Annotated in this window: 22 protein-coding genes; 12 read left to right on the forward strand and 10 right to left on the reverse strand. The window is 70.7% G+C overall.

All coding sequences use genetic code 11. The features are described from left to right. Window position 1 precedes the first annotated feature (1 nt). The 3 genes from ACFW9O_RS18385 (at window position 2) to ACFW9O_RS18395 (ending at window position 2,736) form a co-directional block, all read left to right on the forward strand. The gene (locus ACFW9O_RS18385; RefSeq protein WP_384610526.1) at window positions 2-679 is read left to right on the forward strand and encodes a uracil-DNA glycosylase; all 678 of its coding nucleotides are present in this window, start codon (window positions 2-4) and stop codon (window positions 677-679) included. Beyond that, window positions 676-1,674, forward strand: coding sequence for an N-acetylglucosamine kinase (locus ACFW9O_RS18390; protein ID WP_384610527.1), 999 nt, complete (start codon window positions 676-678; stop codon window positions 1,672-1,674). The genes ACFW9O_RS18385 and ACFW9O_RS18390 overlap by 4 nt, the downstream gene beginning before the upstream one ends. 138 nt (window positions 1,675-1,812) lie before the next feature. After that, entirely contained in the window at window positions 1,813-2,736 is a 924-nt protein-coding gene (locus tag ACFW9O_RS18395; protein ID WP_384610529.1) for a sirohydrochlorin chelatase, read from the forward strand. Between the two features lie 123 nt (window positions 2,737-2,859). Here ACFW9O_RS18395 and ACFW9O_RS18400 read toward each other — a convergent pair whose 3' ends face one another. Continuing rightward, the gene (locus ACFW9O_RS18400) at window positions 2,860-3,939 is read right to left on the reverse strand and encodes a lactonase family protein (RefSeq protein ID WP_384610530.1); all 1,080 of its coding nucleotides are present in this window, start codon (window positions 3,937-3,939) and stop codon (window positions 2,860-2,862) included. Between the two features lie 147 nt (window positions 3,940-4,086). Next, entirely contained in the window at window positions 4,087-5,598 is a 1,512-nt protein-coding gene (locus ACFW9O_RS18405) for an FUSC family protein (RefSeq protein ID WP_384610531.1), read from the reverse strand. A gap of 273 nt (window positions 5,599-5,871) precedes the next feature. On the opposite strand from ACFW9O_RS18405, the gene ACFW9O_RS18410 reads away from it, so the two are divergent. From ACFW9O_RS18410 to ACFW9O_RS18420, 3 genes are all read left to right on the forward strand, one after another. Then, complete coding sequence (locus ACFW9O_RS18410; RefSeq protein ID WP_351178462.1) at window positions 5,872-6,354, forward strand: Lrp/AsnC family transcriptional regulator; 483 nt, start codon at window positions 5,872-5,874, stop codon at window positions 6,352-6,354. A gap of 24 nt (window positions 6,355-6,378) precedes the next feature. Beyond that, window positions 6,379-7,071: an HAD family hydrolase gene (locus ACFW9O_RS18415; protein ID WP_384610533.1), complete on the forward strand. Its 693-nt coding sequence runs from the start codon at window positions 6,379-6,381 to the stop codon at window positions 7,069-7,071. Between the two features lie 223 nt (window positions 7,072-7,294). Then, window positions 7,295-8,497: a serine/threonine-protein kinase gene (locus ACFW9O_RS18420; RefSeq protein ID WP_384610824.1), complete on the forward strand. Its 1,203-nt coding sequence runs from the start codon at window positions 7,295-7,297 to the stop codon at window positions 8,495-8,497. A 37-nt stretch (window positions 8,498-8,534) separates the two neighbouring features. Here the strand turns inward: ACFW9O_RS18420 and ACFW9O_RS18425 are convergent, their stop codons facing one another. Then, on the reverse strand, window positions 8,535-9,527 hold the full coding sequence (locus tag ACFW9O_RS18425) for an aldo/keto reductase (RefSeq protein ID WP_384610535.1): 993 nt from the start codon (window positions 9,525-9,527) through the stop codon (window positions 8,535-8,537). Between the two features lie 65 nt (window positions 9,528-9,592). Beyond that, window positions 9,593-10,513, reverse strand: coding sequence for a family 16 glycosylhydrolase (locus tag ACFW9O_RS18430; protein ID WP_384610537.1), 921 nt, complete (start codon window positions 10,511-10,513; stop codon window positions 9,593-9,595). Window positions 10,514-10,703: 190 nt separating this feature from the next. Here ACFW9O_RS18430 and ACFW9O_RS18435 point away from each other — a divergent pair, with 190 nt between their 5' ends. Both ACFW9O_RS18435 and ACFW9O_RS18440 read left to right on the forward strand, forming a co-directional pair. After that, on the forward strand, window positions 10,704-11,228 hold the full coding sequence (locus ACFW9O_RS18435; protein WP_384610539.1) for a DUF4232 domain-containing protein: 525 nt from the start codon (window positions 10,704-10,706) through the stop codon (window positions 11,226-11,228). A gap of 12 nt (window positions 11,229-11,240) precedes the next feature. Then, window positions 11,241-11,945, forward strand: coding sequence for a DNA polymerase ligase N-terminal domain-containing protein (locus ACFW9O_RS18440; RefSeq protein WP_384610825.1), 705 nt, complete (start codon window positions 11,241-11,243; stop codon window positions 11,943-11,945). A 13-nt stretch (window positions 11,946-11,958) separates the two neighbouring features. Here the strand turns inward: ACFW9O_RS18440 and ACFW9O_RS18445 are convergent, their stop codons facing one another. The 4 genes from ACFW9O_RS18445 to ACFW9O_RS18460 form a co-directional block, all read right to left on the reverse strand. After that, window positions 11,959-12,342 carry a MerR family transcriptional regulator gene (locus tag ACFW9O_RS18445; protein WP_384610826.1) on the reverse strand — a complete coding sequence of 128 codons (384 nt, stop codon included), beginning with the start codon at window positions 12,340-12,342 and terminating at the stop codon, window positions 11,959-11,961. 29 nt (window positions 12,343-12,371) lie between these two features. Then, window positions 12,372-13,406 carry an MDR family NADP-dependent oxidoreductase gene (locus tag ACFW9O_RS18450; protein WP_384610540.1) on the reverse strand — a complete coding sequence of 345 codons (1,035 nt, stop codon included), beginning with the start codon at window positions 13,404-13,406 and terminating at the stop codon, window positions 12,372-12,374. Between the two features lie 100 nt (window positions 13,407-13,506). After that, window positions 13,507-14,214 carry a class F sortase gene (locus ACFW9O_RS18455; RefSeq protein ID WP_384610827.1) on the reverse strand — a complete coding sequence of 236 codons (708 nt, stop codon included), beginning with the start codon at window positions 14,212-14,214 and terminating at the stop codon, window positions 13,507-13,509. A gap of 133 nt (window positions 14,215-14,347) precedes the next feature. Further along, window positions 14,348-15,076, reverse strand: a complete 729-nt coding sequence (locus ACFW9O_RS18460) for a hypothetical protein (RefSeq protein ID WP_384610542.1) — start codon at window positions 15,074-15,076, stop codon at window positions 14,348-14,350. 683 nt (window positions 15,077-15,759) lie between these two features. On the opposite strand from ACFW9O_RS18460, the gene ACFW9O_RS18465 reads away from it, so the two are divergent. Next, a complete protein-coding gene (locus ACFW9O_RS18465; RefSeq protein ID WP_384610543.1) occupies window positions 15,760-17,943 on the forward strand; it encodes a discoidin domain-containing protein in 2,184 nt (727 codons plus the stop codon). 74 nt (window positions 17,944-18,017) lie between these two features. Here ACFW9O_RS18465 and ACFW9O_RS18470 read toward each other — a convergent pair whose 3' ends face one another. Next, window positions 18,018-19,640 carry an FAD-dependent monooxygenase gene (locus ACFW9O_RS18470; protein ID WP_384610545.1) on the reverse strand — a complete coding sequence of 541 codons (1,623 nt, stop codon included), beginning with the start codon at window positions 19,638-19,640 and terminating at the stop codon, window positions 18,018-18,020. 148 nt (window positions 19,641-19,788) lie between these two features. Next, window positions 19,789-22,497 carry a cellulose binding domain-containing protein gene (locus ACFW9O_RS18475; protein ID WP_384610547.1) on the reverse strand — a complete coding sequence of 903 codons (2,709 nt, stop codon included), beginning with the start codon at window positions 22,495-22,497 and terminating at the stop codon, window positions 19,789-19,791. A 768-nt stretch (window positions 22,498-23,265) separates the two neighbouring features. On the opposite strand from ACFW9O_RS18475, the gene ACFW9O_RS18480 reads away from it, so the two are divergent. The 3 genes from ACFW9O_RS18480 to ACFW9O_RS18490 all read left to right on the forward strand — a co-directional run bounded on the left by ACFW9O_RS18480 (window position 23,266) and on the right by ACFW9O_RS18490 (window position 26,655). Next, window positions 23,266-23,493, forward strand: coding sequence for a type A2 lantipeptide (locus ACFW9O_RS18480; RefSeq protein ID WP_329213613.1), 228 nt, complete (start codon window positions 23,266-23,268; stop codon window positions 23,491-23,493). Window positions 23,494-23,575: 82 nt separating this feature from the next. Further along, complete coding sequence (locus tag ACFW9O_RS18485) at window positions 23,576-24,379, forward strand: hypothetical protein (RefSeq protein WP_351177813.1); 804 nt, start codon at window positions 23,576-23,578, stop codon at window positions 24,377-24,379. Further along, window positions 24,376-26,655 (forward strand): NHLP family bacteriocin export ABC transporter peptidase/permease/ATPase subunit, encoded by a 2,280-nt coding sequence (locus ACFW9O_RS18490; RefSeq protein ID WP_384610549.1) that lies wholly within the window; start codon window positions 24,376-24,378, stop codon window positions 26,653-26,655. Before ACFW9O_RS18485 ends, ACFW9O_RS18490 begins: the two co-directional genes overlap by 4 nt. The last annotated feature ends 1 nt before the right edge of the window (window position 26,656 follow it).

Genomic DNA, 26,656 nt, shown 5'->3' on the forward strand with positions numbered 1-26,656 from the left:
CGTGGCAGCACGACCGTTGAAAGAAATCGTTGAGCCGGGGTGGGCGCAGGCCCTCGAGCCCGTGGCCGAACGCATCGCCGCTATGGGCGACTTCCTCCGCGCGGAGATCGCCGCGGGGCGCACCTACCTACCCGCGGGACCGAATGTGCTGCGGGCGTTCCAGCAACCCTTCGACGAGGTGCGCGTCCTGGTCGTCGGCCAGGATCCGTACCCGACACCGGGGCATGCGATCGGGCTGAGTTTCGCGGTGGCGCCCGAGGTGACTCCGGTACCCGGGAGTCTGGAGAACATCTTCCGGGAGCTGCACTCGGATCTTGGCCTTCCACGGCCCTCCAACGGCGATCTGACGCCCTGGGCGCAGCAGGGGGTGCTCCTGCTCAACAGGGCGCTGACGACGGCTCCCAGGCGGCCTGCGGCGCACCGGGGCAAGGGCTGGGAAGAGGTCACCGAGCAGGCCATCCGCGCGCTGGTCGCCCGCGGCACACCGCTCGTGTCGGTGCTGTGGGGCCGTGACGCCCGGAATCTGCGGCCGCTGCTGGGCGACTTCCCGGCGATCGAGTCCTCGCACCCCTCCCCCATGTCGGCCGACCGCGGCTTCTTCGGTTCACGTCCGTTCAGCCGGACCAATGAACTGCTGCAGCGCCAGGGGGCGCAGCCGGTCGACTGGCGGCTGCCGTGACGGCAGCGCCGGACCCGTTCGTCATCGGTGTGGACTCCGGCGGGTCCGGGCTGCGTGTGGCGCTCGGGACCGTCGGCACCGAGCATCCCTTGTCCACCACGGTCTGCGCCGAGCCGGTGCGGACGGGAACGGCCGGCATCGATGCCGGGCACATGCTGGAGCAGCTTCTACCGACGGTCCGGGGGCTGCTGGAGGAAGCCGGGCCGGGGGCGGAGATCGCCACTGTGGCCATCGGGGCCGCCGGGATGGCGACGCTCGGCGGGCAGTTGCGTGCCGAGCTGCCGGCAGCGCTGGCGCAGGCGCTGGGCGTGCGGCGGGTGGCGCTGGCCGCCGACGCGGTGACCGCGTACGCGGGTGCGCTCGGGCAGCGACCGGGCGCTGTCGTCGCGGGCGGCACGGGCATGATCGCGCTCGGCACCGATCTGACGACGTGGCGAAGGGCCGACGGCTGGGGCCATCTGCTGGGTGACTCCGGCGGCGGTGCCTGGATCGGCCGCGCCGGACTCGACGCGGCGATGCGCGCCCACGACGGGCGGGCCGGTGGTTCCCCCGACCTGCTCGCGCGGCTCCGGAAGATTTTCGGTCCCGCTCCCGGTCTTCCCGGGCTCCTGTATCCGCGAGGCGACCGTCCGGCGCTGCTCGCTTCCTTCGCCCCCGAAGTCGCGGCCTGCGCCGCCGAGGACGAGGTCGCCGCAGGCATCCTGCGGGAGGCGGCCGTTCACATCGCCGAAGCCGCGGCGGCGGTCTGCCCCCCGGCCGCGGACGCCGAGGACGGCGGTTGCGAAGTCGCCCTCACCGGCGGCCTGTTCAAGATGGGCGATCCGCTCACCGGGCCGTTGCGCGAGGAGCTCGCGCGACAGGTCCCGCAGGCCCGCGTGGTGCCCGCCGCAGGTGATCCGCTCCATGGTTCGCTGGCCGTCGCGCGGGCTCTCGCCCGGGCGGAACTGCGGCTGCCCATCCACCCGGAACTGCTGTTCGTACCGGAGGTAACGTGAGCATACCGAGCATCTGACCGCCCGGACAGAGCAGGGCAGTTGACCGGTATGCCACTCAACAGACATAACCGGACAGATAACGCCCGACCACCCCCTCCCCGAACAGAGGGGCACCCAAAACCAGTAGCATGCGGCGCCATGAGCACCCCCACTGGGCCCGCTTCCGGCCTGCCTGTACGAATGCCGCGACCTCGCCAGTCCGGACGGCACCGCCGCCCGGAGCCCGTGGTCGCACCTGAGGGCGCTGCCGCGCTCGTTCTCGCTGTTCCCGGTACCCCTTCCTCGGCCACGCGCAGCCTCGCCGAAGAAGTGATCAGCATCGCCCGTTCCGAGCTTCCCGGTCTGAACGCACAGATCGGTTATCTCGACGGTGACGACGCCGAGTACCCCACGCTCGTCTCCGTGCTCGCGCATACCGCCACCGAGCGCACCGCGCGCTACGAGCAGGCCGTTGCCGCGGGTCGTGAGGTCTCCGAGCCGCAGGGTCCGTCCGCCGTCGTGGTGCCGCTGCTCGCGGGGCCGGACAGCGCCCTGATCCGGCGGATACGGCAGGCGGTCATGGAGAGCGGCACCCAGACCGAGCTGACCGATGTGCTGGGCCCGCACCCGCTCCTCGCCGAGGCACTCCACGTGCGCCTTTCGGAGGCCGGACTGGCACGCGCCGACCGTGCCAGGCTGTTCACCGTGGCGACCGCGGCCGACGGCATCGTGCTGGCCACTGTGGGCGGCGACGAGGCTGTGCAGGCCGCCGGGATCACCGGCATGCTGCTGGCCGCGCGCCTCGCGGTTCCGGTGATGGCCGCCGCACTGGATGTGGAGGGGTCGGTCGCCTCGATCGCCGCACAGCTCCAGAACTCCGGTTCGGCCCAGCTCGCGCTCGCGCCGTACCTGGTGGGCCCGGAGGTCGACACCGGCCTGCTGGAGGCCGCCGCGAGGGAGGCCGGCTGCGCGACCGCCGAGCCGCTCGGCGCGTACCCGGCCATCGGCAAGCTCGTGCTCTCGACGTACGCGGCGACGCTCGGCATCACGCCTGCGACGCCGCAGGGCGCCCAGGCGCACTGATCGACGCTTGCGTCTCCGACTGATCAGGCGGCACGGACCGGATTGACCCCGGTCCGTGCCGCCTGTCGTTTCCCGGGCGCTTCCCCGCACCTCACGGGGAGTCTCCCCGGGCGCCGGGACACCTCAGGCGAAGACGACGCAGGAGGCGGCGGGAGCGTCGATGGAGCCCGCGTGGGCCGGAATGCCTGTTTCCGCGTCGACGGCGAACCAGCTGACGTTGCCGGAGTGCTCGTTCGCCACGTACAGCCACTGCCCGCCGGGATCGAGGGTCAGGTCGCGGGGCCATTGCCCGCCGCAGCCCACGGCCGCGGCCAGGAGCGGCTTCTCGGCCGTCTCGTCGAGCGTGAGGACGGAGATGCTGTCGTGGCCGCGGTTCGCGGTCCACAGGAACCGCCCGTCGTGCGAGACCACGACCTCGGACGGGTACGTACGCGCGTCCCCGGCCGTGACGCCTTCGGAATCCACGTCGTGGGGCAGCACAGGCGTCTCCCCGAGCGGCTCGAGCCGGCCCGTGGCCGCGTCCCAGCGGCATACGGTGACCGTCGGCTCCAGTTCGTTCAGCACGTAGGCGTGTCCCCCCGACGGATGGAAGGCCATGTGTCGCGGCCCGGTACCGGGCCGCATCGCCGTCTCTCCGTGCAGCCGCAGCGACCCGGTGCGCGGGTCGAGGGCGCAGACGCGCACGGAGTCCGTACCCAGGTCCACGCTCAGCACCCAGTTCCCCGAGGGGTCGGCGAGCACCTGGTGGGCGTGCGGGCCCGCCTGCCGGCCGGTGTCGGGCCCGCTGCCCTCGTGCCGGAGCACGGAGGCCGCCGGGCCGAGGGAGCCATCGGCCCGTACCGGCAGCGCGGTCACGCTCCCGGAGCCGTAGTTGGCGGTGACCAGATGACCGGCGGCGAGTGCCAGGTGGGTGGGGCTGCTCCCGTCGACGGACCGCACCGGGCCGGCAGGCCGCAGGCCGTCATCGCCGATCTCCCATGCGGCGGCGGCGCCGTCGGAGGTCTCGCTGACCGCGTACAGACGCCTGACACCCGTTTCGGAGGCGGGGCCGACCGCGAGGAAGGAGGGGTCGGGAACGGCGTCCGTGGCCGCGAGCACGGTCAGCGCCCCGGTGTCCGGGTCGACGGCGACCGCGGTGACACCTCGTCCGCCGGCCGAGGTGAACGACCCTATGAATGCCCGCCCGGCGCTACTGCTGCCCATCGCGCTACCCCGCCTTTGCCGTCTGTTCCGTCTGTCGCGATCTTTCCCGGCGACGGTAGCAGGCAGCCCTTTGTGGTCCAGACCAATCCGGAAAGCCCTGCGGACCCGTACCGCACGCCCGTGGACCCGGGGCAGGCCGAGGGGACCTCAGGCGCCGATCAGCGGGGCCCGGGGGGAGCTGTGCAGGGGCGCGGCCAGTTCGGCGAGCGCCCGCTCCAGGCTGTGCAGGTGGGCGAGCGCGGGTTCGGCGACACCGGCGGCCGGCAGGTGGCCGGCGGCGGAAGCCGTCTCGTGGCGCCTGCGGCCCGGGGCCGTCAGCGCTTCCACGGAGGCTTCGACACGCCAGCAGGCGGCTGCGAGACGGGCGTCGTGCGAGGCCTCCGGGTCCGCCGCGACGGACGCGAGACCGCGTACCTCGCGTGCGCACGCGTCGAGCAGTACGAGCACCTGCCCGGCCCGCGCCTTACGGGCGCGCAGCGGGCTCAGGGGATGGACCAGCGGGCCGAGCGAGAGCCGTACGCGCCCGAGGAGCGCTTCCAGTTCGGCGACGCGGGGAGCCGGGTCCGCCGTCGCCGAGCCCGCGAGCCGCGCGGCGGCCTCCGCGGTACAGGCGTGCACACAGCGCAGGGCCCGCTGGATCCAGGCATCGGTCGTGGCGTGCGTGGTGACCGGCAGCAGGAGGAGCACCGCGGCCATCGCGCCGAGCGCCCCCACACCCGTCTCCACGAGCCGCAGTGCGAGCAGTGAGGGGTCCAGCACGCCGAGAGCCCCGTAGAGCGCACCTGCCATGACGGTCACCGAGAACATCATCCAGGTGTACGAGACCGCCGCCGAGTAGAAGATCCCGAAGACACCGGCCGCCACGACGACGGCGGTGGGCACGGCGGCACCGTGCAGCGGAACGACGACGACCAGACCGACGGGGATACCGATCAGCGTGCCCAGGACCCGGCGGAATCCCCGCACCAGGGTCTCGCCACGGGACGCGGTGTTCACGAAGACCCACCAGGTGGCTCCGACGGCCCAGTACCAGCGCTCCTGGGAGAGGAGCTGCCCCACCAGGAGCGCGAAGGCGCCGCCCGCGGTCGCCTGGATCGCCTGGCGTGTGGTCGCGCGGGCCAGCCCCCGGCCGGCCACCGGGATGAGTACCGAGGGGGCGGGCAGCCGCCGCTCGTAGCACCAGAAGCCGAAGCGGACGGCGGACGAGGCCAGCAGGGAGAGGACGACCGCGGAGTACAGCTCGGGCAGCTGCGCGGGCAGTGTGTGCAGGAACTGCGTGACGAAGAAGGACATGAAGGCGAACACACCGAGGGCGTGTCCCCGCGGCCCCCACCGCCGGGCGTACACGCCGGCGCCCATCACCGCGAGGAAGGCCACGTCGCGCGCCACGGGCTGGTCGTGCAGCAGGGCTGCCAGGGCCAGCACGGGGAGCCCCGCGGCGGGCAGCAGAGCCGTCGTGAGGGCCTGCCCGCGCACGGTGGGGTCGGTCACCGTGAACAGGGCCAGCAGTGCGGCGAGACCGCCGGTGATCGCCCCGACGAGCGAGTGGCCGGCCAGCCCGCACACCACGACCGCCAGCCCGATGCCGAGGACGGCCCGGACCCCGCTGCGCAGCCGCAGCCGTCCCGGATCCGCGGCAACGAACATCCTCTTCAGCAACGAAGGCTCTCCCCTGTGAACCCGGCCCGTGCACCGGCATGAAAAAGGCGCCACGGGGATCCGCAGCGCCATCGACAGATACATCAGAGCATCCCGGCACCTCATGGCTCAAATCGAGGCGAATCCACTGGGCCATTGGTACATGTTCGGACCCGTACGGCGTGCCACGAGTAGGCCAACGGACCCGGTCGCCCGCTGAAGGCACCGACCGCGGGCCGGGCCCCGGTTACAGTCGGGCGAAGGATCACCGAGCCAGGAGGAGAACGGCCGATCATGGCGGTGGACGCCCTCGACACCCGAATCCTGCGGCTGCTCATCGAGCAGCCGCGCACCAGCGTCCGTGAGTACGCACGCATCCTGGGAGTGGCGCGCGGCACCCTCCAGGCCCGGCTGGACCGTCTGGAGCGGGACGGCGTGATCACCGGCACGGGACCGTCGCTCTCCCCCGCCGCACTCGGTCACCCGGTGCTCGCCTTCGTCCACCTGGAGGTCACCCAGGGGCACCTGGACGAGGTGGGGGACGCTCTCGCGGCGGTCCCGGAGATCATCGAGGTGTTCTCGACGACCGGCGGCGGGGACCTCCTGACCCGCGTCGTGGCCCGCGACAACGGTCACCTCGAGGACGTGATCCAGCAGCTGATCCAGCTCCCCGGTGTGGTCAGGACGCGCACGGAGGTGGCCCTGCGCGAGAGGGTGGCGCACCGGGTCCTGCCGCTGGTCGAGGCGGTGGGGCGGGCGGCGGGCAGTCCGGACTGATCACCGTCCGGCATGCTGGAAGCCATGAGTCCCAGGCGCACCCCGGCCCCTTCTGTCATCTTCGATCTCGACGGCACGCTCGTCGACAGCGAGCCGAACTACTACGAGGCGGGGCGCCGCCTCCTCTCCCGGTACGGCGTACAGGACTACGACTGGGACAAGCACGCACGGTTCATCGGGATCGGCACCCGGGAGACCCTGACCGTCCTGCGCGCGGAGTACGGGATCGAGGCGCCGGTCGAGGAGCTGCTGGCGGGGAAGAACGCCCTGTATCTGGAGCTCGCCGGTGCTTCGACGAAGGTCTTCCCGCAGATGCGGCTCCTGGTCGAGCGGCTGCACGAGGACGGGGTCGCGATGGCGGTGGCCTCGGGTTCGTCCCGGGCGGCGATCGGAGCCACCCTCGCCGTCACGGGGCTGGACGCGTACATCCGGCTGTACGTGTCCGCCGAGGAGGTGCCACACGGAAAGCCCGAGCCCGATGTGTTCCTGGAGGCCGCCCGGCGGCTCGGCGCCGAACCGGCCGACTGCCTGGTGCTGGAGGACGCCGTGCCGGGCGTCGCGGCTGCGCACGCGGCGGGAATGCGCTGCGTCGCGGTTCCCTTTGCCGAAGGGATCGCCGGTGAGCCCGCGTTCGCGACTGCGGATCTGCTCTTCCCCGGCGGGCAGGACGAGTTCACCGCACAGGCCGTGCTCGACCGTCTCCGCCAGGGACTTTGATTCGGATCAGGCCGGATTCGGCGGGGTGATGGCGGTCCCGGCAACCGGAGGTCCGGCGGACGGATATCCTGATCATGCCGCACACCCCACGTACCGTACCGAGCCGTTGAGCCCGATGAGGTCGCCGCTGCGGCAGTCGGAGCGGGCCACAGTTCGAGATAGGTGTGCACAGGTGCTGGTAGCTGGTCGGTACCGGTTGATATCCCCCATCGGTCGTGGCGGCATGGGTGAGGTGTGGCGCGCCACGGACGAAGTCCTGGGCCGGGCCGTGGCGGTGAAGCTGCTGCTCGGGGACCACGCCGACGCCTCGTCGACCGCCCGGTTCCGCCTGGAGGCGCAGACCGCGGCGCGTCTGAGCCATCCTCATCTGGTGGCCGTGTTCGACTTCGGCTCGTGGGAGGACCGCTTCTATCTGGTGATGGAGCTGGTCGAGGGCCGGAGCCTCGGGGACCTGCTGGAGGCTCAGGAGTCGGTTCACCCCGAGCAGGTGGCCGACATCGCGGGCCAGGCGGCTGCGGGTCTGGCGGCCGCGCACCGGCAGGGCATCGTGCACCGCGACATCAAACCGGGCAACCTGATGCTGGACGCCGACGGCACGGTGAAGATCGGCGACTTCGGCATCGCCCAGTTCGTCGACGATCCCTCGACGGCTCTGACCACCGCCGGCCACATCGTGGGCACGAGCCTGTACCTGGCTCCGGAGCGGGCGCTGGGCCGCACTGCCGACTCCGCGTCGGACATGTACTCCCTCGGCTGTGTCATCTACCAACTCCTGGTCGGCCAGCCGCCGTTCCGCTCGGACACCGCGACCGCGACGCTCTACCAGCACGTGGACACGCCTCCGGTGCCGGTGAGACAGCGGGGGGTCGGCATCTCCCCCGCCTTCGATTCGTATCTGCTGGGCCTGCTGGCGAAGCAGCCCGAGGACCGGCCGAGCGCACAGCAGGCCTCCGAATGGTTCCGCAGCGGCGCCTGGCGCGGGCGCCCCGAGCCGCTGCCGCAGCAGCATGCCGCCGCCCCGCGGCCCGTCGCCCCTGCCGCTCAGGCGCCGGGTGCCGCCACTCCGGACACCGGGGGCATGTCGACGTACCGGCTGCCGCAGCCCACCGGGCGCAGACGGGCGACGCCCGCGCCCCGGGCTGCCAGATCAGCGGCCACGCGCCGCCTCAGCGCGGGTGAGGCCATCCGGCGACGGCCCCGTGTGGCCAGTGCCGTCGCCGGAGCCGTCGCTTTCGTGGCGGCGGTGTATCTGGGAACGGTCCTGTTCTCGCCGGACTCCGGTGCGGCGGACACCCAGGATCCCGGTCCTGCGCCGACGGCCACGCTGCAGTCGCCCGCACCGGACGAACCGGCCGGCCCTGCCGGGGACGGGCCCCGGCAGGACGGTCAGCAGGACGGCGAGGACGGCGAGGAGTCGGACGACTGAGCGCCGCCGCGGCGCTCGGCCTCCGCCCGCGTTCGCGTCACCAGCGCGCGTGGATCTCCGCACGGATCCGGCGCTCGTACAGCTCCCGCACCGCGTCCAGCGTGCCCTGCGGCAGCGGGGCGAGATCGGCCGCGGCGGCGTTGGCCCGGGCCTGGGCCACGGAACGCGCACCGGGGATGACGCTCGTGACACCGGGCTGCTGGATGATCCAGCGCAGCGCGGTCTGCGCCGAAGTGGCGCCTTCGGGAGCGAGTTCGGCGAACTCGGCGGCAGCCGCCACACCGGTCGCGAAGTCGACGCCGGAGAACGTCTCGCCCTGGTCGAAGGCCTCGCCGTGGCGGTTGTACGTGCGGTGGTCCTCGGGAGCGAAGACCGTGTCCTTGGTGTACTTGCCGGACAGCAGTCCGGAGGCGAGCGGAACCCGCGCGATGATCCCGACCCCCGCCGCGGCAGCCGCCGGGAGCACCTCGTCCAGCGGCTTGAGACGGAACGGGTTGAGGATGATCTGCACGCTCGCGACACCCGGCCTGGCGATCGCCGCGAGTGCCTCCGCGCACGTTTCGACGCTGACCGCGTAGGCGCTGATCCGCTTCTCCGCGACGAGCGTGTCCAGGGCGTCGTAGACCGCGTCCGAGGAGTACACGCTCGTCGGCGGGCAGTGCAGTTGTACGAGGTCGAGCGTGTCGACGCCGAGGTTGGCGCGCGAACGGTCGTTCCAGGTACGGAAGTTGTCCAGTACGTAGTTCTCGGGGACCTGGTCGGCGCGCCGGCCCATCTTGGTGGCGACGAAGACGTCCGCGTCCGGACGGTCCTTCAGGTAGCGGCCGATGAGCTGCTCGCTGCGGCCGTCCCCGTAGACGTCGGCGGTGTCGAAGAAGGTGACTCCCGACTCGACGGCCGCGTCCAGGACGTCGAAGGCGTCGGCCTCCCGCACCTCACCCCAGTCCCCGCCCAGCTGCCATGTGCCCAGCCCTACGACCGATACGTCACGTCCGGTCCTGCCCAGTGTCCGCTGCTCCATGGGGAGCATGCTACGTCTCTGCCCGGGGCCGGCGGCGTGGCGGACCGCCGGCCCCGGGGTGGACTCGGCCCTCGTCAGCCGCTGGTCACGCGTACGTAGTCGACGACGAGCTGCTGGGGGAACGTGGTGCTGCCGTCCGGATCGCCCGGCCAGTAGCCGCCGACGGCGAGGTTGAGTATGAGGAAGAAGGGCTTGTCGAAGACCCAGGGATTGCCGTTGAGGTCGGCGGGAGTGCGCCTCTGGTAGACGGTGCCGTCGACGGACCAGGTGACGGAGTCCGGGGCCCAGTCGACAGCGAAGGTGTGGAAGTCGTCCGCGAAGGCCGCCCCGCCCGGGAGGCTGTATCCGGCACCGATTCCTCCGGATCCGGAGTAGCCGGGGCCGTGGAGGGTGCCGTGGACGGTGCCGGGCTCGAAGCCGACGTTCTCCATGATGTCGATCTCACCGCTGTTCGGCCAGCCGACGTTGCCGATGTCGGCGCCGAGCATCCAGAACGCGGGCCACATTCCCTGCCCGCGCGGGACTTTCATCCTGGCCTCGACATGACCGTACGTCTGGGTGAACTTGCCTGAGGTGTTGAGACGGGACGAGGTGTACTCGCAGGTTCCGTACCAGCACTGGTAGTTGCCGGGGTTCTCCTTGCGCGCGGTGATGACCAGGTTGCCCTGGCCGTCGAGGGCCGCGTTGTTGTTGCCTGCCGTGTAGTACTGCCGTTCGTGGTTGTTGACGTTGTCGCCGGTCTCGATCTGCCACTTGCCGCCGTCGACGGCCGAACCCGCGGCTCCGTCGAACTCGTCGGCGAACACCACGGCGGCCGGGGCCGCGGCCTTCGATTCCGCGGAGGTCGCGGTCGTGTGGGGAGACGGCGCAGCCGAGGCGCCCGCGGGAAGGGCGGTCAGGGCGGCCGAACAGCAGAGCAGCGAGAGGGCGCACATCATCGTGCGACGCCGTTTCGCCGGACGCCTCATGGTGTGTTCCGAGGGGTGCACAGTCATCACGTCACTTCGAGGTGGAGGATGGTGGGGGGGCATGTGCATGACAGGTGAATGCCGAGGGATGAACGGTTGGGGCGCTCATCCCTGGCATATATTTCAACTCTTGATTTAAGACAGGTACCGAAGAGCCGTCAAGGTCCTGGTCCGGACCGGGCGGGTAGAAGTGATCGCCATGGGGAACGGACATCTCATGCGTATTCGACCCGTACTCGCCGCCCCCGCCGCAATCGCCCTGGCCCTGCTGGCTCCCGCCGGTGCCCTGGCGGCCTCCTCCGCCGTCGCGGCCCAGGCGCCGCCCACCTGCCGTGACAGCCGCCTGGCAATCGCCGCCACCGCCTCGGACCAGCCCGACGCGGTACGGATCAGCATCACCAACCGCGGTGGCACGGCCTGTGTCGTCGACCGCATCCCCACCGTGGTCTTCGGCGGCCTGGACGGCTCGGCACAGCCGGTGCCCCCGAGCGGGAGCGCCCCGTACCGCCTGGCGGCCGGCCGCTCGGCGTACGCGGCTGTGCGCACGCTGGACCCCACGTCGACGGAGCTGAGGGTGGCGGACCGGCTGACGGTCGCCGGGGACCCGTCCCACCGGGGACGCACCTTCGACGCCGCCGCCCTGGGAGCCCCCGACGGTATCCGGGTGTGGGAACCGGTCACGACGTCGTGGCACCCATCGCAGGCCGCCGCCGACGCGGTGCTCGAGCGGCACACGGACTGACCGGCCGGGCAGATCCCACGGCCCGCCGTACGGCCGCCGTCGTGCGCCGCGCGGCCGACGGCGGCACAGTGGAGGTACGGGCCGCGCGGTGCCTGCGCGGCCCGGGCCGGGCGAAGCCGCAATGCCTCGTCCGACGGCAATCCCGGGCGGAAGGATCCAGCCGTGAACAGCGACGACGCACGACGTTTCGTGGTGCAGATCCATGACGCCCGGCGGATGCACTTCGACTTCCGCCTGGAACTGGACGGCGTCCTGAAGTCGTGGGCCGTGCCCCGCGGCCCGTCGGACAACCCGCGCGACAAGCGGCTTGCCGTGCCGACGGAGGACCACCCGCTGGAGTACCGCGAGTTCGAAGGAGTCATTCCAGAGGACGAACAGGGCAGCGGCACCGTCATCGTCTGGGACCAGGGCACCTACCGTCCCCTCAGCCACGACGCCGAGGGCGCTCCCGTACCGTTCGGCGAGTCCCTGGCCCGCGGGCACGCCACGTTCTGGCTCGACGGAAGCAAACTGCGCGGCGAATTCACGCTCACCCGCTTCCACATCGGCGACGAGAGCGACACCGACGGCCCCGAGGCCTGGCTGCTCATCAAGGCCAACGACCGGCAGGCCGTACGCGACAGGCCCGGCACACCCGACCCGTACCACGCCCGCTCGGCACGCACCGGCCGGACCCTGCACCAGGTCGCCGCCGCGGAACGGGAGAGCGCCGGCTGACCCGTCGTCCGGGTCAGGACGCGGTCGCCCGCCCCTCGACCCGCGCCGCGAGCTGCTCCCGCAGCCGGCTCAGCCGGGCGATCTCCGCGTCGAGTACGGCAAGCCTCCGCGCCGCCACTCCCTCGCTCTCCGCGCCCCCTTCCCCGGATCCGGAACAGGACCGGGGCGGTCCGTCGACCAGGAGGTCCAGGCGGTCCGAGCAGTGCCGCACATCCTCGACCGTCAGCCCCAGCGACAGGAGCTCACGGATCACGCGGACCCTGGCGACATCACGTGTCCCGTACTCGCGCTGGCCCGTCGTGCTGCGCCTGGGCGGGGGCAGCAGTTCCCGCTCCTCGTAGAACCGCAACGCTCTCGGCGTGGTCCCCGCTGCCGCCGCAGCGTCACCGATCCGCATCCGCCACCCCCAGGATTCCCGCATCGTTCTCACAACGTGACGACGACAGTGCCGAGATGGCGACCGCCGATCATCTCGTGCAACGCCCGTGCGGCGTTGTCCATGCCCGCGAACCGCACATGCGGGAAGGTGATCTCCCCGGAGCGCAGCCACTGCCCGAACCTCCGGTTCCACTCACCGTGCGCCTCCGGGTGGTCGAGCCCGCTGATGCCGGTCATCGTGACGCGCTTGACGACGAGCTGGAACGAGTCGATCTCGACGGGGGCCGTGGTGCCGCTCCCCTGCTCGGACAGCTGACCCGACAGCGCCCCGACCAGTACGAACCGGGCGCCCGGGCGCGCCGCCCCGAGGGCCGCCCGCAGTTGCTCTCCCCCGACCATGTCGACAAACACATCGATGCCCTCGGGCGCCGCTTCGGCCAGCTGCGCGGACAGTGAACCCTCCTGCCCCCTCAGTACGACCGCGTCGTACCCCAGGCTCTCCCGCATCACGGCGGCCTTCTCCGGTGAGCCGGTGCTGCCGATCACGCGGCCGGCTCCGAGCAGCCTGGCGGTCTGTCCCGTCATGGATCCGACCGCTCCGGCCCCGCCGGACACGAACACCGTCTCCCCGGACCGCAGTTCCGCGACCCGGGTGAGTGCCGCGTACGCCAGGGACCCCTGGGACAGATGGGCCACCGGGTCGGGGAGGACGTCGCCGAGCGGCGTGCATCCGGCGGCGGGGACCACGGCGTACTCCCGCCAGCCGAGGTAGTGCGAGACCAGGTCGCCCACGGCCGGTCCGCCGGGGCCCGGGTTCGCCACGACCTCTCCGACGGCCGCACCGAACAGGGTGTCCCCGGGGCCCACACCCGGGAAGGGGGCGCCCTCGACTCCCCCGCCGATGACCGTACGCAGGGCGGGAAAGACCTGGAAGCAGTCGTTGCGCACCAGGACCTCACCCTTCCCGGGCTGCGGCAGCGGTGTCTCCACGACACGGAAGTGCTCCGGGCGGGGCAGCCCTTCGGGAACGGCGGCAAGTCGTACTTCCCGGGAGGTGCGGGGCAGGGGCGGCCGAACGGTCATGCGGGCTCCTCGTCTGCGTGCCGTGCCTCCGGCCGATCGGCCGGAGGCCCGCAGACGCTAAACCCTCACCTGTACGTCAGAGGCAAGCCCCGGGCTGTGCTCACGCCGGCCTCACGGCTGCCAGGTGGGCGAACACCACCACGTTGTCCTTGTAGTCCTTCGCCTTCTTGTCGTACTCCCCGCCGCACGTGATCAGCCGGAGCTGGGCGGTGCCTTTGTCGGCGTACACCCGCTCGTCGGGGAAGTTCGCCTTGCTGAACGTCTCGACCGAATCCACCTTGAACACGGTGACGATGCCGTCCTCGCGGGTGATGCTCACCTTGTTGCCGGGCTTGAGCGTCCCGAGCAGCAGGAACACGGCCGGGCCCGTCATGGTGTCGACGTGACCGGCGACGACCGAGGTACCGCGCTCGCCGGGAGTCGCCCCGTCCTTGAACCAGCCGGCCAGATTCATGTCGTTCGGGGGCGGCGCGTCCAGCCGCCCCGACGGGCCGATGGCCAGCGGTGTGAACGGGGCGTCGACGGCGATCTTCTTGATCCTGATCCGCGCGGGTTCGGACCGGCCCAGCCCGTAGGACTCCGCGGACGCGGACTGCGCCGGAACGGGCGCGGGCGAGGCGGCGGCGCGGGAGGACGCGGGCGCCTGTGTCGGCGCCACGGCCGCGACGGGCGGCGGGACTCCTGCCGAGGCGTCGAGCGAGTTGTAGACGAGGAGGAAGCCCAGGCCCACCGCCACGGCGGGCCACAGCAGGGAACGGCCGAGGGCAGGGGAAGCGGACTCTGTGTCGGACGGCTGCTGGGCGGCCATGCGCATGCTGCCTTTCGTGTACGAGGAGGGCGGGGGCGGAACGGACCGGGGAGCGCCGGGGAAAATCGGCGCGGCCACCGCCCGGGGAGGGCGGCGGCCACGACAGGAATACCTTCGGTCCGGCGGATGGCTGTCAGGCTGCCGCGACACCCGAGGCGTTGCGGCGGCGCAGCCGGTATGCGGCCGCCCCGATTCCGCCGAGCATCAGCACGGAGCCGGCTACCAGGCCGCCGCCGGACAGAGCCATCGCTCCGCCGCCGGTGTGGACGCCGCCTTCCGGCTTCTCGTGCTTCCAGGTCTCCGACTTCTCGCTGCCCGTGGAGCTGCCGGACTCGGAGCTCTCCTCCTTGTCCTTCTGCCAGTCGTCGGCCGTGATGCCGGCCAGCGCACCGCCACCGGTGTGCACGCCGCCCTCCGGCTTCTCGTGCTTCCAGGAGTCCGGCTTCTCACGGTCCGCGTTGTTACCGCCCGCGGACTCCTCCTTGTCCTTCTGCCAGTCGTCCGCCGTGATGCCGGCCAGCGCACCGCCACCGGCGTGCACGCCGCCCTCCGGCTTCTCGTGCTTCCAGGAGTCCGGCTTCTCACGGTCCGCGTTGTTACCGCCCGCGGACTCCTCCTTGTCCTTCTGCCAGTCGTCCGCCGTGATGCCGGCCAGCGCACCGCCACCGGCGTGCACGCCGCCCTCCGGCTTCTCGTGCTTCCACGAGTCGGGCTTCTCACGGTCGTCGTTGTTGCTGCTCGATGAGGAGCCGCTGTCCTTGTCCCAGCCATCGGCCGAGGTCACGGCGTACGCGGCTGGGGCAGAGACCGCGAGGACCGCCGTGACGGCGGCCGATGCGAACAGGGTGCGAGCAGAGCGCATGGATACACAATCCTTTCGCCACCCCCGCGAAGGCCGGCACGTTGTCGGCTCATCGGATCGCAGGTGCGACGTGATCCACCGTCAGCTGAAATTCCGTGTCCCACCACTGGGGAGGGCCGCATTCGAGGGACTCCCTGGGCTCTTCGTGTGACAGCCGGCCAGATGTCACCCGTTGGACGGCACGCCACGCCGAGGCGATGTTTGGGCGGCGGCGGCCCGTCGGTGCTCCGGTCCCGGACGTGCGCTGCCCGAGGTGTTCGTGATCTTCCTGCCGGCTTTCCTGTCGAGCGTGGCGGCCCTTCACCAGCCGCGACGGCCTCCACAGGTCGACCGACGCCCTCCCTGTGCGGGGCGAGCTGAAGACCGGCCTCATCTCCCTCAACCGGTCGGGCACGCTCGCCGACTTCGAATACGAGCGGCCCCATGGGGATTGATGAGCCGATCCACCACTTCCTGAACAGACGAGGCTTCAGATCCCGCACTCCGTCACTGAACAGGGCGAGTCAAAGGGGCAATCACTGCAGGGGCGCCATCAGTTCTTGTCGCCAACAGGCCCTGATACATCTGTTGTTGCACATCTCTTGACGCGTTCGTAACAAGGGTGGAGTATCTGCCGCAGCCAGAGAGAGCGCTCTCTGACTGTGCGCGTCGTGTACCCGCCCCACGACTCAGGAGACACTCGTATGTACGCACCCCCCCTGTTCCACAGACCCGTTGCCCCGCTGGGCAGAAGACGCGGCGGTGTGCTGGCCGTCGTCGCCGGACTCGTCCTCTCGCTCCTGGCGTTCGTCCCCTCGACCCCGGCGAGCGCGGCACCCGCGCTCCTGTCGCAGGGCAAGACGGTCACCGCTTCCAGCCAGGAGAACGGCGGCACTCCCGCCGCGTCCGCGGTGGACGGCGACAACGGCACCCGCTGGGCGAGCGCCTTCGCCGACCCCCAGTGGATCAAGGTCGACCTGGGCGCCTCCGCCTCGGTGAGCCAGATCGTGCTGCGATGGGAGGCCGCCTACGGCACCGCCTACCGCATCGAGTTCTCCACGGACGACAGCAACTGGAGCACCGCCTACTCGACCACGACGGGCCCCGGCGGCACGGAGACGCTCAACGTCTCCGGTACCGCCCGCTACGTCCGGCTGACCGGTACCACCCGGGCCACCGGGTACGGCTACTCCCTCTGGGAGTTCCAGGTGTTCGGGACGACTGGCGGCGGGGGCGACCCGCAGATCCCCGGCGGCGGTGACCTCGGCCCCAACGTCCTGGTCTTCGATCCCTCGACCCCGAACATCCAGGGCAAGGTCGACGAGATCTTCAGGCAGCAGGAGTCGGCCCAGTTCGGGACCGGCAGGTACGCGCTGATGTTCAAGCCGGGCACGTACAGCAACATCAACGCCCAGATCGGCTTCTACACCCAGATCGCGGGTCTCGGCCTGAAGCCGGACGACACCACGTTCAACGGTGATGTCACCGTGGACGCGGGCTGGTTCAACGGCAACGCCACCCAGAACTTCTGGCGTTCGGCGGAGAACCTCGCTCTCAACCCGGTCAGCGGCACCAACCGCTGGGCCGTCTCCCAGGCCGCCCCCTTCCGCCGCATGCACGTCAAGGGCGGACTCAACCTCGCGCCCGACGGATACGGCTGGGCCAGCGGCGGCTTCATCGCCGACAGCAAGATCGACGGCCAGGTCGGCCCCTACTCGCAGCAGCAGTGGTACACCCGCGACAGCTCCATCGGCAGCTGGGGCAACGGCGTCTGGAACATGACGTTCTCCGGAGTCGAGGGCGCACCCGCGCAGAGCTTCCCCGAACCCCCGTACACGACCCTGAACAACACCCCGGTCTCCCGCGAGAAGCCGTTCCTGTACCTCGACGGCAACAACTACAAGGTCTTCGTCCCCGCCAAGCGCACCAACGCACGCGGCGTCTCCTGGAACGGCACCCCACAGGGCGAGTCCATCCCGCTGAGCCAGTTCTACGTGGTCAAGCCCGGCGCGACCGCGCAGACGATCAACGCCGCCGTCCGCCAGGGGCTGCACCTGCTGTTCACCCCGGGCATCTACCACGTCAACGAGCCCATCGAGATCAACCGCGCGAACACCGTCGCGCTGGGCCTCGGCCTCGCCACGATCATCCCGGACAACGGGGTGACCGCGATCAAGGTCGGTGACGTCGACGGCGTCAAGCTGGCCGGCCTCCTGGTCGACGCCGGTACGCAGAACTCCTCGGTGCTCGTCCAGGTGGGCCCCGACGGCGCGTCGGCCGACCACTCGGCCAATCCGACCTCGCTCCAGGACGTGTTCGTCCGGGTCGGCGGAGCGGGCGCCGGCAAGGCGACCACCGGCATGGTCGTCAACAGCGACGACACGATCATCGACCACACCTGGCTCTGGCGCGCCGACCACGGCGACGGGGTCGGCTGGGAGACCAACCGTTCCGACTACGGTCTGCGGGTGAACGGCGACGACGTGCTGGCCACCGGCCTGTTCGTCGAGCACTTCAACAAGTACGACGTGCAGTGGTACGGCGAGAACGGCAGGACGATCTTCTTCCAGAACGAGAAGGCGTACGACGCCCCCAACCAGGCCGCCATCCAGAACGGCGCCACCAAGGGGTACGCCGCCTACAAGGTGGCCGACTCGGTGACCACCCATGAGGGCTGGGGCATGGGCAGTTACTGCTACTACAACGTCGACCCGACGATCCGTCAGGAACACGGTTTCCAGGCGCCGGTGAAGCCCGGAGTGAAGTTCCACGACCTGCTCGTGGTGTCCCTGGGCGGCCAGGGTCAGTACGAACACGTCATCAACAGCACCGGATCCCCCACATCCGGCACCTCGACCATCCCGTCACAGGTGGTGTCCTTTCCCTGAGACGGGGTGAGGTGAGCGAAGCTCCACTCACCTGAGGGCGCGGGGCCCAGCAGCAGTCGCTGCCGGGCCCCGCGTCATGTCCCGACGAGCATCTCCAGGTAGGAACGCAGCTGCGGACCCGTCGCGGGGGTGATCCGCAGCCCCAGGTAGCCGTCAGGCCGTACGAGGATCGCCTCGCCGCCACGAGCGCCGTACATCGACCGGAACTCGTCGAGGCCGTCGTGCACGGCGGGCAGTCGCAGCCAGGGAGCCCGCGCCTTCGGGGCGAGGACCGCGCAGGCGTTCAGCAGGCCGGGCGCCGCCCGCCCGGCGGCGGCCGCCACCTCGTCGAACCGTGCCGGCTGCTCCTCGTCGTCGGCGTAGAGCAGCAGGGTGTGGTCGCGTCCCCGCAGCAGGGTGAACAGCCGTACGGGGAAGGACGCCAGGCCGTACTCGAGGCCGCCGCAGTCGGGAGCGCGGTCGCCCGGGGCGGGGCCGTCGTGCGCGGTGCCGTCCGGTCCCACGACGGGGCTGCCCCGGTAGCCGACCAGGAGCTGTGCCTCCCGGCGCATCATCGTCGCCGGGTCGTCCGGATCGGACTGGATGCCGCTCCGCGCATGACGGACCGTCCGCCGCACCACTTCCTCCCCGACCGGTCGGCGCTCGGAGTCGTAGCTCGCCAGCAGGCCCGCGCCCGCGCGGCCGCGCACGGCGGCGGCCAGTTTCCACGCCAGGTTGTAGGCGTCCTGGACGCCGGTGTTCATACCCTGGGCTCCCGTGGGCGGGTGGATGTGGGCGGCGTCCCCGGCGACGAACACCCGCCCCTGTCCGTAACGGTCGACCAGCCGGTGGCTGATGCGGAAGACGGAGGACCAGCGCAGCGACGAAGCGGTCGTGGGCACGGGCGAGAGCCGGTCGAGCACCGCCTGGATGTGCTCCAGCCCGGGCTGCGGGCCGCGGTCGCCGCTCAGACCGTGCACCACCTCGTCCTTCCCGGTCTGCCGGGCCTGCGACAGCTCGGGCGGGGTCAGCATCGACATACGGTAGCGGCGGAGCCCGGGCAGGGGGATGCACACGAGCAGGTCGTCGGTGCGCCTGTCGACGACGTGCGAGGACCGGACCGTGTACCCGAAGGGCAGGTCCCAGTCGACCTCGACATCGCCCAGCATGTACTCCTCGGGGAGGGCCGCACCCTCGAAGGCGAGCCCGAGTCCCTTGCGCACGACGCTGTGGGCGCCGTCGCAGCCCACCAGGTAGCGGGCCCGGACCTCCTCCGTACCGCCGGAGGCAAGCGCGAGACGTGCCCTGACCTCGCCGTCGTCCTGCTCGAAGGAGACGAGCTCCGTACCGCGCTCGACCCTTCCTCCCAGGCGGACCAGGAGCTCTTCGAGGAGCCTTTCCGTCTCGTACTGCGGGAGGGCGGCGAAGGCGTAGGGAACGTCCGCGGGCAGGGTCAGATCGACCCGGCCCTGTTCCTCGCCGTTGACGTAGAGCAGTTGCCCCTTCAACGGGATTGCGGTCTCCAGCGCCTCACGGACCATCCCCATCCGGTCCCAGATCTCCAGGGTCCTGGGCTGGACACCCACCGCCTTGGCGAAGGGCTGACGGGCGCGGAGCCGGTCGACGACCCGGCACCCGATGCCCCGCCGCTGCAGTTCCGACCCGGCCGTGAGACCGACCGGGCCCGCCCCTACGACCAGCACGTCGACGTCGATCACGGTGCCTCCCGGGAGGAAGTGCGTCCCTCAAATGCAGCACACCGGGTGCGTTATGTCTATTTCGCGCATCGGGTGGGCCGACGCGGGAGGAGTCGTTCCCTCCCCCGTCGGCCCGAGTTCGTCCGCCCGTGAAGTCTGCCCGTGGGCGTCAGGCGACGGTGCAGGCCTCACCGCCCAGGGTGAAGGCTGTGGGCTCGGCGTTGCTGCCCGACCAGCTGCCCGAGAAGCCGAAGCCCACGGAGGAGCCGGACGCCACCTTGCCGTTCCAGCCGACGTTGGCCGCGGTCACCTTCGCGCCGTCCTGCTGCGGGGTGGCGTTCCACATCTGGGTGACCTTCTGCCCGCCGGGGAAGGACCAGGCCAGCTGCCAGCCGTCCAGGGCCGCGCTTCCGGTATTGGTGACCGTCACATCCGCCTGGAAACCACCGGACCACTGATTGGTGATCGTGTACGTCACCGAGCAGTCGGCGTCCGCCGGAGGCTCCTCCGGGTCGGGGTCGGGGTCCGGATCCGGGTCGGGGTCCGTGCTGCCGGCGTCCGAGGACTCGCCCACCTGGATCCCCCGGCCGTTGGTGGAGACGTACACCCGTCCGTAGACCCGCGGGTCACCGGTGATCGCGGCTCCTGTCCAACCCCACTGGCGTGTGTCGTCGTTGATGCGGGTCCAGTGCGCACCCGCGTCCGTGGACCGGAAGATCCCGCGCACCCCACCGATCTTCGCGCTCACGAAGACGGTCTGGTACGAGGCGCCGGGGGCCGCTTTGCCGAACCCCACGCTGTCCGCCTGCTCCACACCGGAGAACTTGGTGAAGCTCGCACCGGAGTCGGTGGAGCGCCACAGCCCGTACGCGCCTGTCGACGTACCGCCGGCGAGCCAGATGTCGCCCTCGGTACCGGGCAACGCCTTGAAGCGGACGTTCCCTTCGGCGGGCAGGCCGCTCGCCTTGGCGGTGAACGTGGCGCCGCCGTCGGTCGACACGTAGAAGGTGCCGGCCTTGAAGCCGTAGAACTTCTTCGGGTTCTTGCGGTCGGACTCGACCGTCGCCCCGGCCGGGATGCCGGTGGACGCGGTCCAGGAGTTGCCGTAGCCCGTCGTGCGGTGGACGGCCGCGCCGTCCGGGCTCCAGACGAATCCGCTGGCGTCCGCCGCTGCGGCGACCGTCCCGCCGCCGGTCACTCCGGCGGGCTCGGAGCCCTGGAACCAGTTGGCCCCGTTGTCGGTGGAGAAGCCGATGTGGGGTGCCGCGTCAGCGTTGCCCACCCGTACGACCGTGCCCGGTGACGCCTCGGCGAAGTCCAGACTGGTGGTCGAGTCAAGGTTCGGCGAGGTGAACATCAGGCTGGGCACCGCGTCAAGATTCGTGTGGCGGAAGCCTCCGATGTCGCCGAGCGCACTCAGCAGCGGAGCTCCGGAGGGCGGGCTCGCCAGGTCGTTGACGGCCGTCTCCTCCAGCCCCTTGACCATCGGGGTGATCTTGAACTGGCTGCCCGAGTCCCAGGCGGTGAGGTTCTCGGTGCCGTAGACCGTCGCGCCCGTGCCGTACATCATCCGGTCCGAGTCGAACGGGTCGATCTCCAGTGCTTCCGTCATCCAGCCCAGTTTGGGCGAGGTCTCGGGCGGTGACGGGTTGGCGCCCCAGCTGAGCCAGGGGACGGTGGAGACGTCGAGGGTGTAGCGGTTGGAACGGTTCGGGTAACTGGTGTAGTCCCAGGCCTTCGTCCAGGTCGCGCCGCTGTCGGTGGAACGGAAGAGCTGGGTGTCGGGCCACCAGGAGCTGTAGGCGGTGGCCATCAGGGTGCCGGGCCGCTGCCGGTCCACGGAGAGTCCGCTGAAGCCGTAGTAGGTGTCGGCCTCCGCGACCGGGCTGACGTCCGTCCACTCGCCGGTCCCGGTGGCGTACCGCCAGATGCGCCCCTTGCCGCCGTCGTACGGGCCGCCCGTGTCGCTCAGGGTCAGATACAGGTGGCCCGTCGAGGAGTCGAGTACGCCCTTGTGCGCGAGGTACCCGGTCGGCTGTCCGGCGATGCGGGACCAGGTGCTGCCGCCGTCCGTCGAGCGGTAGACGGTGTTCGCCTTGTCGGCGACCCCCACGTAGATGTCCTTGGTGGTGCTGCCCGCGCTGCCGGAGCGCTCGTCGAACGTCACCCAGACGATGCCCTGGTTGTCGCTCGCGTACCCGCTGGTGTCGGACGGGTCCTGAGCGTAGTTGCCGGGATTCGGAAAGGCCGTCACCTCCGACCAGGTGACCCCTGAATCGGTGGACCTCCACAGCCCGTTGCCGCTGGGGGCACCCAGGTAGAGGACGGAGTTCTTGTTCGGGTCGACCGCGAGGCGCTCGCCCATCCCGCGCCCCGGCATGTTGCCGCCGAGCTTGAAGGGAAGCGTGGTCGCCTTCCAGGACGCTCCGCGGTCCGAGGACCTGAGGACGGCGCCGTTCGTCGGGTCCCAGCTGTTGGTGTAGGTGCCGACTGCCGCGTACACATTGTCGGGCTCGGCCGTGTCGGAGGCGAGACTGACGACGCCGGACCAGCCCCATCGGTCCCAGTCCACCCAGTCGAGCAGCGGGGTCCACTGTTTGCCCGACTGGTCCCAGCGGTAGGCACCGCCGATGTCGGTACGTGCGTAGGCGAGGTTCTTCTCGGACCGGTTGAAGACGATGCCCGGCACGAAACCGCCGCCGTCGATCCGCGCGTTCTTCCATGTGTAGGTGTCCGCGGCGATCGACACATCGGATGCTTCGGCCGCGCGGGGCACTTCGTCGGAGCGTGCTGCCGCCGGGGATCCGGTGACGGCCAACCCGGCGGTCAGGGTGAGTGCCGCCAGTAATGCGGCGAATGGTCTGGCGCTCAGGCGCACGGAAACGTCCTCTCCGAGCTGGGCCGCCGATGACGACGGCTATGGGTGGGCACAGAGATGGGAGCGCTCCCATGAAGCAACCCGATGGTAGCGCCGCGCGCCGCCGGGGAGAAGGGTGATGCGCACGGTTCATCGGATGAATGTGCCAAGACCACCGCACAAACCACCCCATACCCATCCGACGCCACCACCCGCCGGCCCCGGACGCCCTCACCCCGCACCCAGTTCCCCGCAGAATCAAGGAAAGGGACACATCTCCGCCACATTCCCGGAGGCTGTGTGACGGATGAACACGCGGCGAGAGAAATAGCTCCACCTATTCCCTGACCGCCGCCATTCCCGGCCTTCGCCTCCCCTGCTGTGCGGGCGGGCGGGGATACGCACGCGTTTCTTCACGCGGGCACGCATTTCGCCGGTTCCGCAAAAACCTGCACACCGCATACGCAGACCGAGCACGCGGACCACCGAGGAACACCAGGTCCGGACCAGGTACGTACCAGGTCCGGGGCCGTTTGGTACGGGAGTGCCCCACTTGGGGCAAAGAGAGTCACGACCACGAGGAATTCATCCCGTGAAGCTCGTGAAGGATTTGCCGTCAGAAAATGAACAGGTCTGCACGCGAGGCGATTCGAGGGCGCCGATATCGACCGCACCAGCCTTGTTCGATTGGCTGCGCAAGCCGTCGGCGTGCTTTGATCCTGGCCCATACGGGAGCCGCACCACGGGTTTCCGGTTTAAGGAATTTCCAGACGAAGGGCAGCGCTCATCATGAACCTCACCCCCCAGGTTGAGACCCTCGAGATCTCCGACAACGACCTGGACAACGTGTCCGGCGGCCTCATCGGTGGCGTTCTCGGCAACGTCACCGCCACCGCCGACTCGATCGCCCCGGTCACCGGCATCGTGGGCTCCGTCACCGGTCTGGTCGAGTCGACCACCGGCGTGAACACCGGCGCGGTCACCGGTCTGGCCACCGGCCTCACCGCCGGTCTCTGAGAGACGGCAGCACCCACCGAGCCCCGGAACCGATCGGTTCCGGGGCTCGGTGCCGACCGCCGACAGGTGAGGGAAGAGTTCCGTGCAGTTCCGCCAACAGGCCCTTTCCAAGCTGCAGTCGCCCGAACAGCTCGACCTGCCGGTGCGTTTCGCACGCCCGCAGGGACTGCTCGTCCTGAGCATCACCGTGGCCGTGATGGCGGCTGCCTGCTTCTGGGCGGTCACCGGCACCGTCGCCACCACACTCAGCGCCCCCGGGATCCTCACGCACGCCAAGGGCAGCTACATCCTGCAGAGCCCCGTCGCCGGACAGATCACCGAAGTGCTCGCGGAAGAGGGCGAAAGCCTGCCTGCCGACGCACCGTTGCTCAAGGTCCGCACGGAGAAGGGCGATCACGTCGTCCGCACCATCGACGCCGGCAGGCTGACCACGGTGACGGCAACGATCGGCGCAGTGGTCACCACCGGCGCCGATGTGGCGAGCGTCGAACGCGGCGACGGCACAGACGATTCGCTCGTCGTGATGCTCTACGTACCGGGCAGCAAGGGGGCGGCCGTCCCGGTGGGCGCCTCCGTCGACCTCACCGTCCAGTCCGTGCCCTCCCAGCAGTACGGCGTGCTGCGCGGCCGGGTGGCAGCGGTCGGCAGGCCCCGGACCCAGCAGCAGATCACGCGCTTCCTCGGTGACGGCCAGCTGGGAGAGCAGTTCTCGCGCCAAGGCAGGCCGGTGGCGGTCCTGGTGAAGCTCGACCGCTCGGCCGCGACCGAGTCCGGCTACCGGTGGTCCTCGGCCCAGGGGCCCCCGTACGCGATCGACTCCATGACCCTGGCCACCGGCTCCGTCCATCTGGCCGACCGGCGTCCGATCGATTGGCTCCTCCCGTGACCGCACCGCACCCCTCCCCCGCAGCGCAGCAGCTGCCGCCCCCCGGTCGCGGCAGACACCGCCCCGAGAGCACCTCCGGAGGCAGGCGGCGGTCGCGGCCGCGCCCTGCGCCGAAGACCGGACGGACCAGGACCGTCCGCACGCCCACCGTGCTCCAGATGGAGGCGCTGGAGTGCGGAGCGGCCTCCTTGGCCATGGTGCTCGCGCACTACGGCCGGCATGTGCCCCTGGAGGAGCTGCGCATCGCCTGCGGAGTGTCGCGCGACGGGTCGCGGGCCAGCAACGTGCTTAAAGCGGCTCGCAGTTACGGCTTGAAGGCCAAGGGCATGCAGATGGAGCCCGCCGCACTCGCGGAGGTCCAGGCGCCGGCCATTCTGTTCTGGGAGTTCAACCACTACGTCGTGTACGACGGCATGGGCCGGCGGCTCGGTCGCCGGGGCGTGCACATCAACGACCCCGACAAGGGCCGACGTTTCGTACCGTCCGAGGATTTCGACACCAGTTTCACCGGAGTGGTGCTCGTCCTGGAGCCGGGCGACGATTTCCGGCGCGGCGGCCGGAAGCCCGGCGTCATGGGCGCCCTGCCCGCGCGGCTGCGCGGAACCACGGGCACGATGCTGGTGGCACTGCTCGCCAGCCTGCTGCTCGTGGCCGTCGGGGCAACGCTGCCCGCCCTGAGCCGTACGTACATCGACATGTTCCTGATCGGCAATCAGACCTCGCTGCTGGGCGTGCTGTTCGGCGCGATGGGCACGATGGTCGCGCTCACTCTCGTACTGACCTGGCTGCAGCAGGCGAATCTGCTGCGCGGCCGCATCATCTCCTCCACGCTCGGCAGCGCCCGCTTCTTCCGTCATCTGCTGCGGCTGCCGGTGACCTTCTTCGCCCAGCGCAGCCCCGCCGACCTCGTCCAGCGCCTGCAGTCGAACGACGCCGTGGCCGAGACACTCGCCCGGGACCTCACCGCGGCCGGTGTGGACGGAATCGTCGTCATCCTCTACGCGTTCCTGCTGTGGACCTACGATCCGCAGCTGACCGTCATAGGGGTGGGAATAGCCCTGCTCAACGTGGTCGCGATGCGCATCGTCGTCCGGCTGCGGGCCACCGGTACCCAGAAGCTGCGGGCCGACAGCGCCCGGCTGACGAACACCTCGTACACCGGGCTGCAGTTGATCGAGACCATGAAGGCGACCGGCGGGGAGAACGGCTACTTCCGGCGCTGGGCGGGCCAGCACGCGACGACACTGGACGAGCAGCAGCGTCTCGGGGTGCCGAGCGCCTGGCTCGGTGTCGTCGCCCCCGCGCTGGCGACGCTCAACAGCGCGCTGATCCTCTGGATCGGCGGGCTGAGGGCTGTCGAGGGGCACATCTCGATCGGACTGCTCGTCGCCTTCCAGGCGCTGGTGACCCGCTTCACCGCACCCGTCACCCGGCTCAACGGGGTGGCCGGACGGGTCCAGGACTTCGCGGCCGATGTGGCCCGCCTGAAGGATGTCGAGAACTTTCCGGTGGACCCCCTCTACTCCCGCCGCGAGCCCGCGGCGAGTACCCGTCGGCTCAAGGGCCATGTGACGCTCGACGACATCACGTTCGGCTACAGCCCGCTCGACAAGCCGCTGCTCACCGGTTTCTCACTGTCCGTGGGCCCCGGTCAGCAGGTGGCGCTCGTCGGCGGGTCCGGCAGCGGCAAGTCGACGGTCTCCCGGCTGATCTCGGGGCTCTACAGCCCGTGGGAGGGCACGATCCGGATCGACGGGCAGCGTCTCGAGGACATTCCGAGGGGCGCGCTGGCCGCGTCGGTCTCGTTCGTCGACCAGGACGTCTTCCTGTTCGAGGGCACGGTGCGGGACAACGTGGCGCTGTGGGACCCCTCGGTACCGGACGAAGCCGTGGTCGCCGCGCTCCAGGACGCCGCGCTGTACGAGGTCGTCGCCCGTCGCCCGAGGGGTATCCACAGCAGGGTGGAGCAGGACGGCCGCAACTTCTCCGGCGGCCAGCGCCAGCGTCTGGAGATCGCGCGCGCTCTCGTGCGACGTCCCAGCATCCTGGTGCTGGACGAGGTCACCAGCGCACTGGACGCGGAGACCGAGCGGGTCATCATCGACAATCTGCGGCGGCGCGGCTGTGCCTGCGTCGTGATCGCACACCGGCTGAGCACGGTCCGCGACAGCGACGAGATCGTGGTCCTGGACCACGGATCCGTCGTGGAACGCGGCCGGCACGAGGACCTGGTGGCTGCCGGGGGTCCGTACGCCGAACTGGTCAGGGAGCACTGAC

The organism is Streptomyces sp. NPDC059499 (assembly GCF_042749285.1).
GTDB lineage: Bacteria > Actinomycetota > Actinomycetes > Streptomycetales > Streptomycetaceae > Streptomyces.

Bases quoted from the DNA above. Each gene is read 5' to 3' on its own strand.
- ACFW9O_RS18455 (WP_384610827.1), bottom strand. From the start codon at position 14,214: ATGGCCGCCCAGCAGCCGTCCGACACAGAGTCCGCTTCCCCTGCCCTC.
- ACFW9O_RS18460 (WP_384610542.1), bottom strand. From the start codon at position 15,076: ATGCGCTCTGCTCGCACCCTGTTCGCATCGGCCGCCGTCACGGCGGTC.
- ACFW9O_RS18395 (WP_384610529.1), top strand. From the start codon at position 1,813: ATGAGCACCCCCACTGGGCCCGCTTCCGGCCTGCCTGTACGAATGCCG.
- ACFW9O_RS18420 (WP_384610824.1), top strand. From the start codon at position 7,295: ATGGGTGAGGTGTGGCGCGCCACGGACGAAGTCCTGGGCCGGGCCGTG.
- ACFW9O_RS18445 (WP_384610826.1), bottom strand. From the start codon at position 12,342: ATGCGGATCGGTGACGCTGCGGCGGCAGCGGGGACCACGCCGAGAGCG.
- ACFW9O_RS18415 (WP_384610533.1), top strand. From the start codon at position 6,379: ATGAGTCCCAGGCGCACCCCGGCCCCTTCTGTCATCTTCGATCTCGAC.
- ACFW9O_RS18425 (WP_384610535.1), bottom strand. From the start codon at position 9,527: ATGCTCCCCATGGAGCAGCGGACACTGGGCAGGACCGGACGTGACGTA.
- ACFW9O_RS18465 (WP_384610543.1), top strand. From the start codon at position 15,760: ATGTACGCACCCCCCCTGTTCCACAGACCCGTTGCCCCGCTGGGCAGA.
- ACFW9O_RS18430 (WP_384610537.1), bottom strand. From the start codon at position 10,513: ATGACTGTGCACCCCTCGGAACACACCATGAGGCGTCCGGCGAAACGG.
- ACFW9O_RS18410 (WP_351178462.1), top strand. From the start codon at position 5,872: ATGGCGGTGGACGCCCTCGACACCCGAATCCTGCGGCTGCTCATCGAG.
- ACFW9O_RS18400 (WP_384610530.1), bottom strand. From the start codon at position 3,939: ATGGGCAGCAGTAGCGCCGGGCGGGCATTCATAGGGTCGTTCACCTCG.
- ACFW9O_RS18450 (WP_384610540.1), bottom strand. From the start codon at position 13,406: ATGACCGTTCGGCCGCCCCTGCCCCGCACCTCCCGGGAAGTACGACTT.
- ACFW9O_RS18480 (WP_329213613.1), top strand. From the start codon at position 23,266: ATGAACCTCACCCCCCAGGTTGAGACCCTCGAGATCTCCGACAACGAC.
- ACFW9O_RS18435 (WP_384610539.1), top strand. From the start codon at position 10,704: ATGCGTATTCGACCCGTACTCGCCGCCCCCGCCGCAATCGCCCTGGCC.